This is a genomic window from Rhizorhabdus sp. GW822-FHT03C02 (assembly GCF_058801765.1).
In genome coordinates this window covers 443,968-458,239 of sequence record NZ_JBXANN010000003.1, presented here as the reverse complement: position 1 = coordinate 458,239, position 14,272 = coordinate 443,968, and the positions used below count along the sequence as shown (strand labels likewise).

13 protein-coding genes are annotated in these 14,272 nt (G+C 68.3%); 3 read left to right on the top strand and 10 right to left on the bottom strand.

What is annotated here, in order from left to right:
* Nucleotides 1-9 precede the first annotated feature (9 nt).
* Nucleotides 10-1,278: an acetyl-CoA C-acetyltransferase gene (locus tag AC1RM6_RS11940; protein WP_493101384.1), complete on the top strand. Its 1,269-nt coding sequence runs from the start codon at nt 10-12 to the stop codon at nt 1,276-1,278.
* A 225-nt stretch (nt 1,279-1,503) separates the two neighbouring features.
* Nucleotides 1,504-2,319 (top strand): coniferyl-alcohol dehydrogenase, encoded by an 816-nt coding sequence (locus tag AC1RM6_RS11935; RefSeq protein ID WP_493101382.1) that lies wholly within the window; start codon nt 1,504-1,506, stop codon nt 2,317-2,319.
* Between the two features lie 192 nt (nt 2,320-2,511).
* Here the strand turns inward: AC1RM6_RS11935 and AC1RM6_RS11930 are convergent, their stop codons facing one another.
* Nucleotides 2,512-4,227: an SPOR domain-containing protein gene (locus AC1RM6_RS11930; RefSeq protein WP_493101380.1), complete on the bottom strand. Its 1,716-nt coding sequence runs from the start codon at nt 4,225-4,227 to the stop codon at nt 2,512-2,514.
* A gap of 103 nt (nt 4,228-4,330) precedes the next feature.
* A complete protein-coding gene (ftsZ, locus tag AC1RM6_RS11925; RefSeq protein ID WP_493101571.1) occupies nt 4,331-5,749 on the bottom strand; it encodes a cell division protein FtsZ in 1,419 nt (472 codons plus the stop codon).
* Here ftsZ and AC1RM6_RS11920 point away from each other — a divergent pair.
* Nucleotides 5,706-5,846 carry a hypothetical protein gene (locus tag AC1RM6_RS11920; protein ID WP_493101581.1) on the top strand — a complete coding sequence of 47 codons (141 nt, stop codon included), beginning with the start codon at nt 5,706-5,708 and terminating at the stop codon, nt 5,844-5,846. The two genes, ftsZ and AC1RM6_RS11920, sit on opposite strands and share 44 nt — an antisense overlap.
* Nucleotides 5,847-6,005: 159 nt before the next feature.
* Here AC1RM6_RS11920 and ftsA read toward each other — a convergent pair whose 3' ends face one another.
* The 8 genes from ftsA to AC1RM6_RS11880 all read right to left on the bottom strand — a co-directional run bounded on the left by ftsA (nt 6,006) and on the right by AC1RM6_RS11880 (nt 14,266).
* Nucleotides 6,006-7,268 carry a cell division protein FtsA gene (gene ftsA, locus AC1RM6_RS11915; RefSeq protein WP_493101379.1) on the bottom strand — a complete coding sequence of 421 codons (1,263 nt, stop codon included), beginning with the start codon at nt 7,266-7,268 and terminating at the stop codon, nt 6,006-6,008.
* 57 nt (nt 7,269-7,325) lie between these two features.
* Nucleotides 7,326-8,294 (bottom strand): cell division protein FtsQ/DivIB, encoded by a 969-nt coding sequence (locus tag AC1RM6_RS11910; protein ID WP_493101377.1) that lies wholly within the window; start codon nt 8,292-8,294, stop codon nt 7,326-7,328.
* On the bottom strand, nt 8,291-9,232 hold the full coding sequence (locus tag AC1RM6_RS11905) for a D-alanine--D-alanine ligase (RefSeq protein ID WP_493101375.1): 942 nt from the start codon (nt 9,230-9,232) through the stop codon (nt 8,291-8,293). Before AC1RM6_RS11905 ends, AC1RM6_RS11910 begins: the two co-directional genes overlap by 4 nt.
* A 130-nt stretch (nt 9,233-9,362) precedes the next feature.
* Nucleotides 9,363-10,283, bottom strand: a complete 921-nt coding sequence (gene murB / locus AC1RM6_RS11900; protein ID WP_493101373.1) for a UDP-N-acetylmuramate dehydrogenase — start codon at nt 10,281-10,283, stop codon at nt 9,363-9,365.
* On the bottom strand, nt 10,280-10,474 hold the full coding sequence (locus AC1RM6_RS11895; protein WP_493101371.1) for a hypothetical protein: 195 nt from the start codon (nt 10,472-10,474) through the stop codon (nt 10,280-10,282). The genes murB and AC1RM6_RS11895 overlap by 4 nt, the downstream gene beginning before the upstream one ends.
* The gene (gene murC / locus AC1RM6_RS11890) at nt 10,471-11,892 is read right to left on the bottom strand and encodes a UDP-N-acetylmuramate--L-alanine ligase (RefSeq protein WP_493101369.1); all 1,422 of its coding nucleotides are present in this window, start codon (nt 11,890-11,892) and stop codon (nt 10,471-10,473) included. Before murC ends, AC1RM6_RS11895 begins: the two co-directional genes overlap by 4 nt.
* Entirely contained in the window at nt 11,889-13,046 is a 1,158-nt protein-coding gene (gene murG, locus AC1RM6_RS11885) for an undecaprenyldiphospho-muramoylpentapeptide beta-N-acetylglucosaminyltransferase (protein ID WP_493101366.1), read from the bottom strand. Before murG ends, murC begins: the two co-directional genes overlap by 4 nt.
* Complete coding sequence (locus AC1RM6_RS11880) at nt 13,043-14,266, bottom strand: FtsW/RodA/SpoVE family cell cycle protein (RefSeq protein WP_493101364.1); 1,224 nt, start codon at nt 14,264-14,266, stop codon at nt 13,043-13,045. The genes murG and AC1RM6_RS11880 overlap by 4 nt, the downstream gene beginning before the upstream one ends.
* Between the last annotated feature and the right edge of the window lie 6 nt (nt 14,267-14,272).

Below are 14,272 nucleotides of genomic sequence, written 5' to 3'. Positions count from 1 at the left end.
GGAACCAGCATGTCGGAAGCTTATATCATCGACGCGGTCCGCACCCCGCGCGGCATCGGCAAGATGGGCAAGGGCGCCCTGTCGCAGATGCATCCCGAGCATCTGGTCGCCAGCGTGCTCGGCGCGCTCAAGGACCGCAACGGCCTCGACACCGCCGATGTCGACGACATCATCTGGGGCACCTCGGCGACGCTCGGCCTGCAGGGCGGCGCGACCAGCCGGATGGGCGCGCTCGACGCCGGGTTCGACATGAAGACGAGCGGGGTCAACCTCAACCGCTATTGCGGCAGCGGCCTCACCGCGACCGCGCTCGCCGCGGGGCAGATCAAGGCGGGGTTCGAGGATCTGGTGATCGCCGGCGGTTCGGAACAGCTGTCCTACGCCAACCATTACGGCATGAAGATGCACGAGGCCGGGCTCGGCGGCGGCGGCATGGGGGTCGGCAATCCGCGCCTCCAGGCCAAGCACCCGCAGACCAACCAGGGCATCGCCGCCGATGCGATCGCGGCGATGGAAGGGATCACCCGCGCCGAGCTCGAGGCGTTCGGCGTCGAAAGCCAGCGGCGCGCCGGGATCGCGCTCGCCGAGGGCCGCTTCGCGAAGTCGACGGTCGCGGTGACCGACGACGACGGCAATGTCATCCTCGACCATGAGGAATATCCGCGCCCCGACACCACCGCCGAAGGGCTCGCCCAGCTCAAGCCCGCCTTCGCGATGTTCTACGACATGCCGTCGGTGCCCGATGGCCCGACCTATGCCGAACTGATCCACCGCAAATATCCCGATCTCGAATTCGCCCCGCTCCACCATGTCGGGATCGCGTCGGGCGTGGTCGACGGCGCCGCCGCGCTGCTGCTCGCCTCGAAGGACTATGGCGAAGCGCATGGCCTGAAGCCGCGCGCGCGGATCGTCGCCGCGGTCAATGTCGGCGACGATCCGACGCTGATGCTCAACGGTCCGGTGCCGGCCGCCAAGAAGGTGCTCGCCAAGGCCGGCCTCACCACCGCCGACATCGACATCTTCGAGATCAACGAGGCGTTCGCGGTGGTGGTCGAGAAGTTCATCCGCGACCTCGCTCTCGACCGCGCCAAGGTCAATCCGAATGGCGGCGCGATCGCGCTCGGCCACCCGATCGGCGCGACCGGGGCAATCCTGGTCGGCACCGCGCTCGACGAGCTCGAGCGCACCGAGGGACGCTATGCGCTGGTCACGATGTGCGCGGCCGGCGGCATGGCCCCGGCGATCATCATCGAGCGGGTGTCCGACTATCTGCCATGACGCCTGTCGCGGCGACGATCCCCGACACCGGCAGGCAAGCGCCGGGCGCATGACCGGGCGGCTTCCCCCCGATCGCAACCCGGCCGGGAGCGCGCGACATATATCCGACGCGGATCACGCGCTCGCGATATTTGTCGCCGCATCGCCTTTTGCCGAAAACCGGCGCCCATTTTTCGGCGCGATGCTCTAATCCTACCCCATATTCCTTCAAGATCGGAGTCCAGCATGAACGACGTCCTCGGTTACAACGGCAAGCGCGTGATCGTCACGGGCTGCTTTTCCGGCATGGGGGCGGCCGTCGCCCGCCTGCTGGTCGATCTCGGCGCCGAGGTGCACGGCTTCGACTATAAGCCGTCGACGCTGTCGCTCGCCTCGTTCACCAATGTCGACCTGCGCGACCCCGCGTCGATCGCCGCCGGTCTCGACGGAATCGACGGCGGCATCGACGCGCTGTTCAACTGCGCCGGCCTGCCGCAGTCGTTCCCGCCGCTCGACGTGATGAAGGTGAACTTCATCGGCCTGCGCGAGCTGACCAACGGCGTCGTCGAGCGCATGTCGCCGGGCGGGGCGATCTGCAGCATCGCATCCACCGGCGGCCTCGGCTGGAGCCGCCGCATCCCGACCAATATCGAACTGATCGACACCCCCGATTTCGCCGCCGCGCTGGCATGGTGCGAAGCGAACCCCGACGTCATCCGCGAGGGCTATTCCTTCTCCAAGGAGAATGTGATCGTCTGGACCCAATATATGGCACCGCGGCTGATCAAGCGCGGCATCCGGATCAACTGCACCCTGCCGTCCCCGACCCAGACGCCGATGATGGCGGAGTTCGAGGCCGCATCGGGCAAGGAGGTGATCCAGGCCGCCGCCGAGCCGCTCGGCCGCTACACCACCCCCGAGGAGCAGGCCGGACCGGTGGTCCTCGTCAACAGCGCGCTTGCCGGCATCGTCAACGGCGTGGTCCTGCCGGTCGACGGCGGCTTCATGGGCGGGCTCGCGACCGGCCAGATCGACATCAGCCGGATGATGAAGCGCGGGTGATCGGGTAACAGGTCGCGGCATGGGCGCCGGTGCGCCCATGCCGCGTCACGGCGCTACGAATTATACCAAGGATCCTGAACCTTAATCCGTTCGTGTCGAGCGTAGTCGAGACACGCTCCACCAGCGTGGCGTGTCTCGACTACGCTCGACACGAACGGAGAAGAAGGTCCCGTATTTGGGCCATGTTTGATATCAATCCAGCCGCTCGACCTTCTGCCCCGGCGTCGTGGTCACCGGGAAGGTCGACAGGCCCGACTTGCCGACCTCGTTGACATAATCCTGCGCGGCATCCTTGGTCGGGAACGGACCCACCATCAGCCGGTTGGTGGCCTTGAACGGCATCGTCCACGGCGTGCGCCCGGCGAGCTGCTTGCCGAACTTCGCCTTCTGCTTGGCCCATTCCTTGTCGAGATCGGGCTTGTAGGCGCCGCTCGCGATCTGGACCCAGTAGCGACCGGGCTCGGACGCCTTGAGCTTGGCGGTCGACTTGGCGTCGTCGCGGTCGCGCTCGGCCTTTTCGGCGAGCTTCTTGTCCGCCGCCTTCTTGTCGGCAAGCTTCTTGTCGGCCGCGGCCTTTTCGGTCGCGGCCTTGTCGACCGCCGCCTTGCGGTCGGCGAGCTTGCGGTCGTCGCTCAGGCTGCGCTGCGCGGGGGTCAGCGTCGACGCCGCGAGCGTCGGCGATGCGGCGACCGTCGGGGTATCGGACGGGGTGGCCGGTGCGATCGGCGCGGTCACCACCGGCGTCGTGCCGGCCTTGGCGGTCGACGTGCGCGGCTCGGGTCCGGCCTGGGTAAGGGTGAAGCGGGTGCTGGTCGGCGCGGTGACCACCGGCGCGGTGGGGATTCCCTTCGACGACGGCGCCGGATTGGCGATCGCCATCTGCGGCACCTTGTCCTCGGGGAAATGGCCGAAATGGACCGCCGCAGCCTTTTCCGAGCCCTTCAGGTCGGGCAGCCGGTCGAGGAACGGCTTGATCGCATCGGCCTGCGGCCGCGGCAGCACCGCATAGGCGGCCTGTTCGGCGCCGAGCCGGTCGCCGGTCATCGCCAGCACGAAGGCGCGGGTGCGCCAGGCCGGGATGTCCTGCTTGCGCAGCAGCGGATCGAGCATCGCCAGCGCGCCGGCGCGGTCGCCCGCCATCGCCAGCGACAGCGCCAGCCGCCGGGTCGCCTCGTCATTGGGACCCGATCGCAGCGCGAGCAGATATTCGGCCTGCGCCTTGCGATTGTCGCCGCGCAGATCGTAGGCGAGCCCGCGGTCGAGCGCGACATAGGCCGGCGGCACACCGAGATCGACCGCATCGTCGAACATGCGCAGCGCGGGCCGCGCCTGTTCCTTCTGGACCAGCGCCGAGCCGAGCCCGGCCTTGATCCGGCCGTCGCGCGGCGACAGCTTCTCGGCGCGGACATAGAAGTTGATCGCGGCATCGGCGTCGCCGACCGCGAGCGCCGCGTTGCCGGCGCCCGTCAGCCCTTCGAGATCGCCCGGATCGCGCGCCAGCACCCGCAAATAGCGCGCGAGCGCCTCGGCCGGGTCGCCGCGCGCCATCGCGTCGCGCGCCTGCTTCATCGTGTCGACCAGCACCGGCTCGGGTTCGGGCGCCCCCGCCTCGTTGGGGTCGAGTCCCTGCTCGGTGGCGACCGGCGTCTCTTCCGCCGCCTTGACCGGCGCGGTGACCCGCGCGCGGCTGTAGCGCGACGACGATCGCCGGCTGCGCGAGGTCGATTTCTTCGCCTTGCTGCCGCTCCTGGCGCGGGTCGAAGAGGATTTGCCGGTCTTCTTTTTCGAACTCGCGCTCTTCTTCGAACTCGCCTTGGTCGAGCTCTTGGCGAAGGTCGGCGATGCGGGGCCAGCGATCAGCGCCAGCGAGAGGGCCAGGGCGATGCAGCGACGGAAGATGTTTGTCATTGAACCACCATGATACACTATAACGCCCGCATGTCCGCAAGGGACATGCGGGCGTCATGCGCCAAAACGGTTTCCAGCCGAGCCAGGCCGGAAAGCCTTATGGTTACTGGTTGCCCTGGCGCCCCAGGAACCGCGGTACGTCGCCGTCGCGATCGGCCGGCTCGTCATCGACCTGCGCCTTGGCAGCGCCGCGGGCGATGTTCGACATACGCTCGAACAGGGTCGCGCCGGCGGCCGGGCGGGTGCGCGGCGCCTCGGCGGCGGGCTCCTCGGGGTTCGACAGCCAGCGGCGGGTGCCGGTCTCGGCAGCCGGTTCGGGCGCGGGCTGCGCGGGGGCCGGAACCACCGCCTCGGGCTCGAGCAGCAGTTCGTCGCTGAACAGCGAGGTCGGCGCCGCGGCGGGCCGGGCGGCCTCGGGCGCCTCGAGCACGATCGGCGGCTCGTCGTCGACCATCGCCACCGGCGGGGTCGGGATCGCGACCGGCGGTGGCGAAGCGACTTCGGCGACCGGCTGGGGCGCCGGCTGCGGGATCGACATCGACCGGTCGTCGCGGCCCGGGGTGCGCGGCGCGAAGCTGAAGCTCTTCGACGGTTCGGGCATCGTCGCGGCGTCGACCTCGATGCCGGTGGCGACCACCGACACGCGGATCTTGCCTTCGAGATCATTGTTGAACGCCGAACCCCAGATGATGTTGGCGTCGGCATCGACCAGTTCGCGGATATGGTTGGCCGCCTCGTCGACCTCCATCAGGCGCATGTCCTCGCCGCCGGTGATCGACACGATCACGCCCTTGGCGCCCTTCATCGACACGCCGTCGAGCAGCGGGTTGGCGATCGCCTTCTCGGCGGCCTCGATCGCGCGATTGTCGCCCGATGCCTCGCCGGTGCCCATCATCGCCTTGCCCATCTCGCTCATCACCGAACGGACGTCGGCGAAGTCGAGGTTGATCAGGCCGGGCATCACCATCAGGTCGGTGATGCCGCGCACGCCCTGCTGGAGCACCTGGTCGGCCATCTGGAACGCTTCCTTGAAGGTCGTGTTCGGGTTGGCGATCAGGAAGAGATTCTGGTTCGGGATGACGATCAGGGTATCGACATGCTTCTGCAGTTCCTCGATGCCGGCATCGGCCGACTTCATCCGGCGATTGCCCTCGAAGCTGAACGGCTTGGTGACGACGCCGACGGTCAGGATGCCGCGGTCGCGCGCCGCCTTGGCGATGACCGGGGCCGCACCGGTGCCGGTGCCGCCGCCCATGCCGGCGGCGATGAAGCACATATGCGAGCCTTCGAGCGCTTTTTCGACCTGCTCCATCGTCTCTTCGGCGGCGGCGCGGCCGATCTCGGGCCGGCTGCCGGCGCCCAGACCCTGGGTGATCTTGAGGCCGAGCTGGATGCGGCGTTCGGCGGGCGAGGCGTTGAGCGCCTGCGCGTCGGTGTTGGCGACGATGAAATCGACACCCTGGACATCGGATGCGATCATGTTCGCGATCGCGTTGCCGCCCGCGCCGCCGACACCGATCACGCTGATCCGCGGCTTCAATTCATCAACCTGCGGTCGCATGAATTCGATCGTCATTGATATTCTCCCTGGCGGCCACGACGCCGACGCAAATTACTGATCCGAATCTTGCCAGACCCGATTCGCCGACGCACGCGAAAAGTTTGGTTCCGGTCAAAAATCATGGTTAACGGAGAGGTTAACGGGAACGCCTCCGCAACGAACTGCTAATTTCTGTTAGAAAGCCGCGGCTGCCCGCCGATGCTGTCAATATGCATTTTCAATAACCCGTCTTGAAGGCGGCGATCATCCGCTGGACGAAATTCGACGGCGCCATCCGCGTCACCGCCTGCGGCTCGAGCGAAATCTGGCGGAGATCCAACGGATTCGTCGCCGCGAACTGCGCCAGACCGGCGAGCGTCGCGAATGCCGGACCGCTATGCGCGTCGGGCAGCCCCACCAATCCGCGCGGCCGGCCGACCCGCACCGCGCGGCCGAGCACGCCCTGCGCATAGTCGGCGATGCCCTTCAGCTCGGCGCCGCCGCCGGTCAGCACCACCTGCCGCCCGACCGGCCCGACATAGCCGAGCTCGATCAGCGCCTTGGCGATCGCGTCCATCCAGTGATCGACCCGCGAGCGGATCACCTGGATGAGCTGGGCGCGGCTGATCCGCGGCGGCTCGACCCCGTCCTCGGTGTCCTGCGCGGTGCCGATGTCGATCATCTCGTGGCTGTCGCGCGGCGAGGCCTGCGCCGAGCCGTGGAAGCATTTGAGCCGCTCGGCCTGGGCGCGGCGGATCGAGAAGGCCGAGGCGATGTCGTCGGTGATGTCGGCGGCGCCCATCGGCAGCGAGGTCAGCCCGACCAGCAGCCCGCCGGCGAACAGCGAGACGTTGGTCACCCCCGCGCCCATTTCGACCAGCGCGATCCCCATTTCGCGATCCTCCTCGGTCAGGCACGAGGTGCCGGTCGCGATCGGCGAGGCGACGATCGACTTGACCCCGAGATGCGCCGAACGGACGCACAGAGCCAGATTGCGCACCGGCGAGGGCTCGGCGGCGACGACGTGGATCTCGACCCCGAGCCGGTCGGCGTGGAGACCGAGCGGGCTTTTGACCCCGCGCAGGCCGTCGAGCGTGTAGAGGGTCGGCTGGGCGTGGAGCACCATCCGGCCTTCGGGGTTGAGCGAGCGGCGGCCCTGCTTGAGCAGATCGTCGATGTCCTGCTGTTCGACCTGGACCCCGCCGAGATCGACCTCGACCTGGGCGACGTCGCTGACGAGGCCGCCGGCGGAGAAGCTGACCCAGACATGGTCGATATTGGTACGCGCGATCGTCTCGGCCTGTTCGACCGCCTCGCGGATCGCCGCCTCGGTGCCTTCCATATCGGCGATATAGCCGCGCTTGACCCCGCGGCTCTCGCGCTGGCCGGTGCCGAGCACTTCGAGTTCGCCGCCCTCGCCCACCCGGGCGATCAGCGCCGAGACCTTCGACGAGCCGATATCGATTGCGGTGATCAGCCCTTCATTACGCGGCTGTGCCATCGACGGTCCTTTTCCCCTGATGATGTCCCACATGGTCGGTCCCTTGAACGCCCCCGCTCATGCGACTGTCTTCGCTGCGAGCGCGGGCGCCGATGGTGCCCCCGCTTCGACTTTCGGTGTCTCGATCTTGCTGCCCGGCTCGCGCGACATCCGCACGATCGCCCGCGCCGGATCGCGCAGGTCGATGCTGACCAGCCCCTTGCCGAGCAGCCCGGCGGTGCGGTCCTGCCGCGCGAAATACTCAAGCGCCTTCTTCGCCTCGGCCTCGCCCTCGGGCAGCATCAGCTTCTCGCCCGACTGGAAGATGATGTCCCAGCGGCGCTGGCCCTGCCAGCTCGCCGCGGTGATCAGCGGCTTGAGCTGGGGCACGCCCGCCAGCAGCGCCGACAGTTCGTCGGCCTGCATGTTGGCGCCCGGCCCCACCACCACCGGCAGGTCGGGCATCGCCCGGTCGTCGACCGGGGCGATCACCACCCCGTCCTTGTCGATCAGCGCCAGCCGGTGCTGATATTGCCAGATCGCGGCGGGCACCCGCTCGACGATGTCGACGACCAGCGTGTCGGGCATCCGGCGCGAGATGCGGGCGTCGGCGATCCAGCCGAGCTTCATCAGCTCGGCGCGGGTGCCCTCGAGGTCGACCAGCGGCATCGCCCGCGATTTCTGGCTCATCGCGATGTCGTAGACCACGCCGGCATCGGCGCGGCGGCGGTTGAGGATCTCGACATTGCGGACCGAGAAACCGGCGTCGCCGATCGCCAGCGCGGTCGCCGCCCATGCCATTTGCGGCAGCCCCATCGCGACGATCCCGGCGACGATCGCGCCGGTGATGCCGGCGCCGAGCGCCCAGTTGCCGGCCCTTTTGAGCGCCTCCTTCGACACCGGCAGGATCGCCACCGCCCGGTCGAAGGTCGAGGCGCGGCGCTTGGCCGCGGGCCGGCGCGCGGCGGCCGCGGTTTCGGGGCGCGCGCGGCGGCCGGCGGCACCGCCGGTCGCGGCCGGCTTGCGGCTGCGCGCGCGCTCGCTCATCCCTGCTCGCCTCCCGCCATCGCTTCGTCGACGATCCACTGGACGAGGTCGTGATAGGTCATGCCGACATGTTTCGCCTGTTCGGGGACCAGGCTCAGCGGGGTCATCCCCGGCTGGGTGTTGATCTCGATCAGGTAGAGCCCGTCGAGCCCCTGCTCGTCGTCCCAGCGGAAATCCGAACGCGAAGCGCCCTTGCAGCCGAGCACCTCATGCGCCTTGAGCGCCATCGCCATCGCCGCCTCGGCGATCTCCGCCGGGATCTCGGCGGGGCAGATATGGCGGGTCAGCCCTTCGGTATATTTGGCCTCATAATCGTAGAAGCCGCTGTTGGTGACGAGTTCGGTGACGCCGAGCGCGCGATCGCCGAGCACCGCGGTGGTCAGCTCGCGCCCGCGGATGAACGGTTCGGCGAGCAGCCGGTCGAACACCTGCCACGGCCCGTGCGCGGCGCGCGCGATCGGGTTGCCGTAATTGCCCTCGCGGGTGACGATCGCGACCCCGACCGACGAGCCCTCGTTGACCGGCTTGAGCACATAGGGGCGCGCGATCGGATCGGCGTCGTACAGGCTCTCGCTGTCGACCATCGTCCCGACCGGCATGCGGATGCCCTGGGGCACGAGCTGCTGCTTGGTCAGTTCCTTGTCGATCGCGATCACCGAGGTGGTGAGCCCCGAATGGGTGTATTTGAGCCCCATCAGGTCGAGCATGCCCTGGACGGTGCCGTCCTCGCCGGGGGTACCATGGAGCGCGTTGAACACCAGATCGGGCTTCGCCTCGTGCAGCCTGAGCGCGACGTCGCGGTCCATGTCGATCCGGGTGACCTTGTGGCCGAGGTCGGTCAAGGCGTCGGCGATGCCGTTGCCGCTGACCAGCGACACCTCGCGCTCGGACGACCAGCCGCCCATGAGGACGGCGATGTGGAGGGGGGTGATGCTCATGCGGCGCGTTCCGTCATCCCGGCGGAGGCCGGGATCTCAGGCGTATGCCACAGCACTCGCCCCGGGCTCCGTCCCTGACGACCGAGATCCCGGCCTCCGCCGGGATGACGAGAAAGGTGGCGATCGCGATTCACTTCACACCCACCCGCTGTATCTCCCACTCCAACGTCACGCCGGTCGCCGCCTTCACCTTGTCGCGCACCTCTTCGCCCAATGCCTCGATGTCGGCGGAGGTCGCGGCGCCGAGGTTGAGGAGGAAATTGCAGTGCTTCTCGGAGACCTGCGCGTCGCCGCGCTTCAGCCCGCGGCAGCCGGCCTGGTCGACGAGCTGCCACGCCTTGTGGCCGTCCGGATTCTTGAAGGTCGATCCGCCGGTGCGGCTGCGCAGCGGCTGCGAGGCTTCGCGCTCGGCGGCGATGCGGTCCATCTCGGCGCCGATCGCGACGCTGTCGCCCGGGCCGCCCGCGAACAGCGCCTCGACAACGATCGCGCCTTCGGGCAGCTCGCTGTGGCGATAGCTGTAGCCGAGTTTCGCCGCCGGCCAGGTCTCGACCCGGCCGTCGCGCAGCACCAGGGTCAGCTCGATCAATATGTCGGAGGTGTCGCGACCATAAGCGCCGGCGTTCATCCGCACCGCGCCGCCGACGGTGCCGGGAATGCCGCGGAGGAATTCGAGGCCGGCGATCCCGGCGTCGCGCGCGGCGCTGGCGACGGTGATCCCCATCGCGGCGCCGCCGGCGCGCACGCGATCGCCGGGCTCGATGACGATCTTCGCGAAGCTCTTGGGCAGGCGCACGGTCACGCCGGGCACGCCGCCGTCGCGAACGATCAGGTTCGATCCGACCCCGACCGGCCAGACCGCCATGTCGGCGGGCAGCGCCGCCATCAGATCGGCGAGGTCGGCGACATCGGCGGGCCGGACCAGCCATTCGGCCGGCCCGCCGGTGCGGAACCAGATGAAGTCCGCCAGACGGCCGCCCGCCTCCGCCGTGCCGCGGATCGGCGGCAGCGTGAAGGCAGCGGCGGTCTGTCCGACGGACGCCTGGATCATGTGCGCGGGCCGAACAGGGAAAGCCAGGTCTCCCAGGCCTTCACCTGGGCGTCGGCGACTTCCTTGGCGGCCTCGGCCGCACCCGCGAAGCTGCTATTGCCCATATTCTTGAAAACGATGTCGAGATTGGTCTTGTGCATGGCGAGCGCTTGCTCCTGCAGGCGTACCCAGGTTCCGAAAAGATCGGTCATTTCACCTTCTCCTTCCTTATCGCGTCCGCGAGTCCCGCCGCCCATTTGGTGATGTCGCCCGCGCCGAGGCAGATGATCATATCGTCGGCCTGCACGCTACCCGCCAACGCCACAGCCAGCGCATCGGGCCCGGCGATCGTCAGCGCCGTGCGGTGGCCGCGCTCCTTGAGCCCGGCGACCAGCGCATCGGCGTCGACACCCTCGATCGGCGCCTCGCCCGCGGCATAGACCGGCGCGACATAGACGACATCGGCGTCGTTGAACGCGGTCTGGAACTCGACCATCAGATCGCGCAGGCGGGTGTAGCGGTGCGGCTGGACCACCGCGATCACCCGCGCCTTGGCGCCTTCGCGCGCGGCGGCGAGCACCGCCTTGATCTCGACCGGGTGGTGGCCATAATCGTCGATCACGGTGGCACTGCCGCCGCCGACATCGACTTCGCCGACCTTGGTGAAGCGGCGCTTGACCCCGCCGAACTTGGCGAAGCCGGTGGCGATCACCTCGTCGGGGATGTTCATCTCGAGCGCGACCCCGATCGCGGCGAGCGCGTTCTGGACATTGTGGCGCCCCGGCATCGGCATCGTCACGCCTTCGATCCGGCGGGTGGCGCCGTCGCGGTTGCGGATCACCACGTCGAAGCGGTTGCCGCCCGGGATCGGGGTGACATTGTCGCCGCGGACATCGGCCTGCGCCGAGAAGCCATAGGTCACCAGCTTGCGGTCGCGCACCCGCGGGATGATCGCCTGGACTTCGGGATGGTCGATGCACAGCAAGGCCGCGCCGTAGAAGGGGACATTCTCGACGAACTCGATGAAGCTGTCCTTGACCTTCTCGAACGATCCATAATGGTCGAGATGCTCGGGATCGATGTTGGTGACGACCGCGATCGTGCCGTCGAGCCGCAGGAAGCTGCCGTCGCTCTCGTCGGCCTCGACCACCATCCAGTCCGATGCGCCGAGGCGGGCGTTCGACCCATAGCTGTTGATGATGCCGCCGTTGATCACGGTCGGATCGACCCCGCCCGCGTCGAGCAAAGCGGCGACCATCGAGGTCGTCGTGGTCTTGCCATGGGTGCCGGCGATCGCGACGGTCGACTTCAGCCGCATCAGTTCGGCGAGCATCTCGGCGCGGCGCACGACCGGCACCCGGCTTTCGAGCGCGAGTTCGACTTCCGGATTGCCGCGCTTGATCGCGGTCGAGGTCACCACCACCGCGGCGTCGCCCAGATTCTCGGCCTTGTGGCCGATCATCACCTTGATTCCCCTGGCGCGCAGACCCTCGACGACATAGCCCTCGGCGACGTCCGAGCCCTGCACCTTATAGCCGAGATTGTGCATCACCTCGGCGATGCCCGACATGCCGATGCCGCCGATCCCGATGAAATGGATCGTGCCGATGTCGATCGCGACACCCTTCATGCGAATGCGCCCTTCAACGGTTTCAGCTCCAGATTTTCGACGGGAATGGGGTCCATCAGCGGCTTGCGGCCGATGCTTTCGACGAGGTCGGCGAGTGCCTCGGCGGCGTCGGGCCGGCCGACCGAGCGCGAGCGCTTGGCGGCATTGACCAGCGCCTTGGGATCGAGCGCCAGCTTCTGCATCTGCTTGGCGAGTTCCTGCGGGGTGAAGCGGCCCTGCGCGATCGCGCGGGCGCCGCCGACATTGGCGAGCTCGCGGGCATTGGCGGTCTGGTGATCATCGGCGGCCGAGGGGAGCGGGATCAGGATCGCCGGCCGGCCGGCGACGGTGATGTCGGCGATCGTCGAGGCGCCGGCGCGGGCGATCACCAGGTGCGACCAGGCGAGCCGTTCGGGCAGATCGGTGAAATAGGTGGCGAGATCGGCGGGGATGCCGAGCACCTTATATTTGGTCCGCACCGCCTCGATATCCTCGGGCCGGCACTGCTGGGTGACCTGGAGCCGGCGGCGGAAGGTGAGCGGCAGCAGGCCGAGCGCGTCGGGAACGACGTCGGAGAGGATGCTGGCGCCCTGGCTGCCGCCGGTCACCAGCAGGCGGAAGATGCCGTCGTCGCTGATGGTCGGGAAATCCTGGTCGCGGATCTGGCGGACGATGTCACGCACCGGATTGCCGACCAGATGGGTCTTGCCGAGATATTTGTCGGCGAGCCGCCCGACCTCCGGATAGGCGGTGGCGATGCCGGTGACCTTGCCCGACACCAGCCGGTTGACCCGGCCGAGCACCGCATTCTGTTCGTGGATCAGGGTCGGCACCTTGTCCTTGAACGCGGCGCGCAGCGCGGGGAGCGCCGGATAGCCGCCGAAGCCGATCACCGCCGACGGATCGAAGGTCTCGTAGAGCCGGCGCGACATCGCGGTGCCGGCGCGGATGTCCATGAACGCCTTCCACCAGCCGCGAATGCCGCCGCCGAGCCGGCCGGCGGGGATGATGTGGGTCTGGACCCCGTCGAACAGCCCCGGGATCTTCGCGCCGCGTTCGTCGGTGACCAGAGCGACGCGGTGGCCGCGGCGCATCAACTCGCCCGCCAGTGCATGGGCGGGGACCATATGGCCGCCGGTACCGCCGGCGGCGAGGACGAAGTGGCGCACGATCATCGGCCGTTCCAGGTGATGGTGTAGCTGCCCTCGCGCAGATGGGGGTTCTGGCGGGTGAAGGCCAGCAGCAGCCCCATGCCGATCGACAGCGCGATCATCGACGATCCGCCATAGGAGATGAACGGCAGCGTCATCCCCTTCGACGGCGCGAGCCCGACATTGACCAGCATGTTGATCAGCGCCTGCATGCCGAACTGGGCAACCAGCCCGGCCGAGGCGAACAGCAGGAAATCATCCTCCTCGCGCAGCAGCCGCACGCACACCCGCGCGACGATCGCGAGATAGAGGCAGGCGATCGCGATGCAGGCGATCAGCCCGAACTCCTCGCCGATCACCGAGAAGATATAGTCGGTGTGCGGTTCGGGCAGCGAGAATTTCTTGGTGCCCGCGCCCGGACCGGTGCCGAGCAGCCCGCCATGGGTCAGCGTCGCATGGGCGCTGTCCATCTGGAAGGTGTCGCCCTTCTTGTAGAGGAACTTGTCGATCCGCTCGCGCGCCACCGAGTAGAAGGCATAGGCGCTGATCACCGCGCCGAGACCGCCGGCGCCGAGCATGCCGAGCATCTTCATCGACGCCCCCGACAGCATCAGCAGCACCACCCACACCGACACGAAGATCACCGTCTGGCCGAAATCGGGCTGCATCATCAGCAGCATCGCGATCAGCCCGGTCATCGCCATCGTGATCAGGGTGAAGGGCAGCCCCGGGTTCTTCGCGCGCAGCGAGAACAGCCAGGCGACCGTCACCACGAACAGGGGTTTCAGGAATTCGGACGGCTGTATGCGCGCCGGACCGAGGCCGATCCAGCGGGTCGCGCCATTGGCCGAGCTGCCCGCGACCGGCACCAGCGCGAGCAGGACGATGAAGATCGCGCAGCCGGTCAGCGCCAGCCGCCGCGCGGCGAGCTGGGGCAGCATCGACACCGCGATCATCATCGGCACCGCGACCGCGGTCCAGCCGAGCTGCGCGAAGAAATAATGGTGCGAGCCGACCACGACATTGCCGCCCGAATAGCGCACACCCGCGGCGGGCGAGGCGGCGGCGACCGCGATCAGGCCGATGCCGATCAGCATCGTCACCAGCAGCAGCAGGACGCGGTCGATCTCCCAGAACCAGCGCGCGAGCGGCGTGTTCTTGCCGCGGCCGAAGCGCGAGCGCCGAACCTTCTTGTCGGAAGCGCCCTTCCTGGGCCGCTGCACCGGCTGATCGAGAATGGACATGGTTCC

What these genes read in the sequence shown, in the direction of transcription:
- AC1RM6_RS11940 (WP_493101384.1), top strand. Translation starts at nt 10, where the DNA reads ATGTCGGAAGCTTATATCATCGACGCGGTCCGCACCCCGCGCGGCATC.
- AC1RM6_RS11935 (WP_493101382.1), top strand. Translation starts at nt 1,504, where the DNA reads ATGAACGACGTCCTCGGTTACAACGGCAAGCGCGTGATCGTCACGGGC.
- AC1RM6_RS11930 (WP_493101380.1), bottom strand. Translation starts at nt 4,227, where the DNA reads ATGACAAACATCTTCCGTCGCTGCATCGCCCTGGCCCTCTCGCTGGCG.
- AC1RM6_RS11920 (WP_493101581.1), top strand. Translation starts at nt 5,706, where the DNA reads ATGTTCGCGATCGCGTTGCCGCCCGCGCCGCCGACACCGATCACGCTG.
- ftsA (WP_493101379.1), bottom strand. Translation starts at nt 7,268, where the DNA reads ATGGCACAGCCGCGTAATGAAGGGCTGATCACCGCAATCGATATCGGC.
- AC1RM6_RS11910 (WP_493101377.1), bottom strand. Translation starts at nt 8,294, where the DNA reads ATGAGCGAGCGCGCGCGCAGCCGCAAGCCGGCCGCGACCGGCGGTGCC.
- AC1RM6_RS11905 (WP_493101375.1), bottom strand. Translation starts at nt 9,232, where the DNA reads ATGAGCATCACCCCCCTCCACATCGCCGTCCTCATGGGCGGCTGGTCG.
- murB (WP_493101373.1), bottom strand. Translation starts at nt 10,283, where the DNA reads ATGATCCAGGCGTCCGTCGGACAGACCGCCGCTGCCTTCACGCTGCCG.
- AC1RM6_RS11895 (WP_493101371.1), bottom strand. Translation starts at nt 10,474, where the DNA reads ATGACCGATCTTTTCGGAACCTGGGTACGCCTGCAGGAGCAAGCGCTC.
- murC (WP_493101369.1), bottom strand. Translation starts at nt 11,892, where the DNA reads ATGAAGGGTGTCGCGATCGACATCGGCACGATCCATTTCATCGGGATC.
- murG (WP_493101366.1), bottom strand. Translation starts at nt 13,046, where the DNA reads ATGATCGTGCGCCACTTCGTCCTCGCCGCCGGCGGTACCGGCGGCCAT.
- AC1RM6_RS11880 (WP_493101364.1), bottom strand. Translation starts at nt 14,266, where the DNA reads ATGTCCATTCTCGATCAGCCGGTGCAGCGGCCCAGGAAGGGCGCTTCC.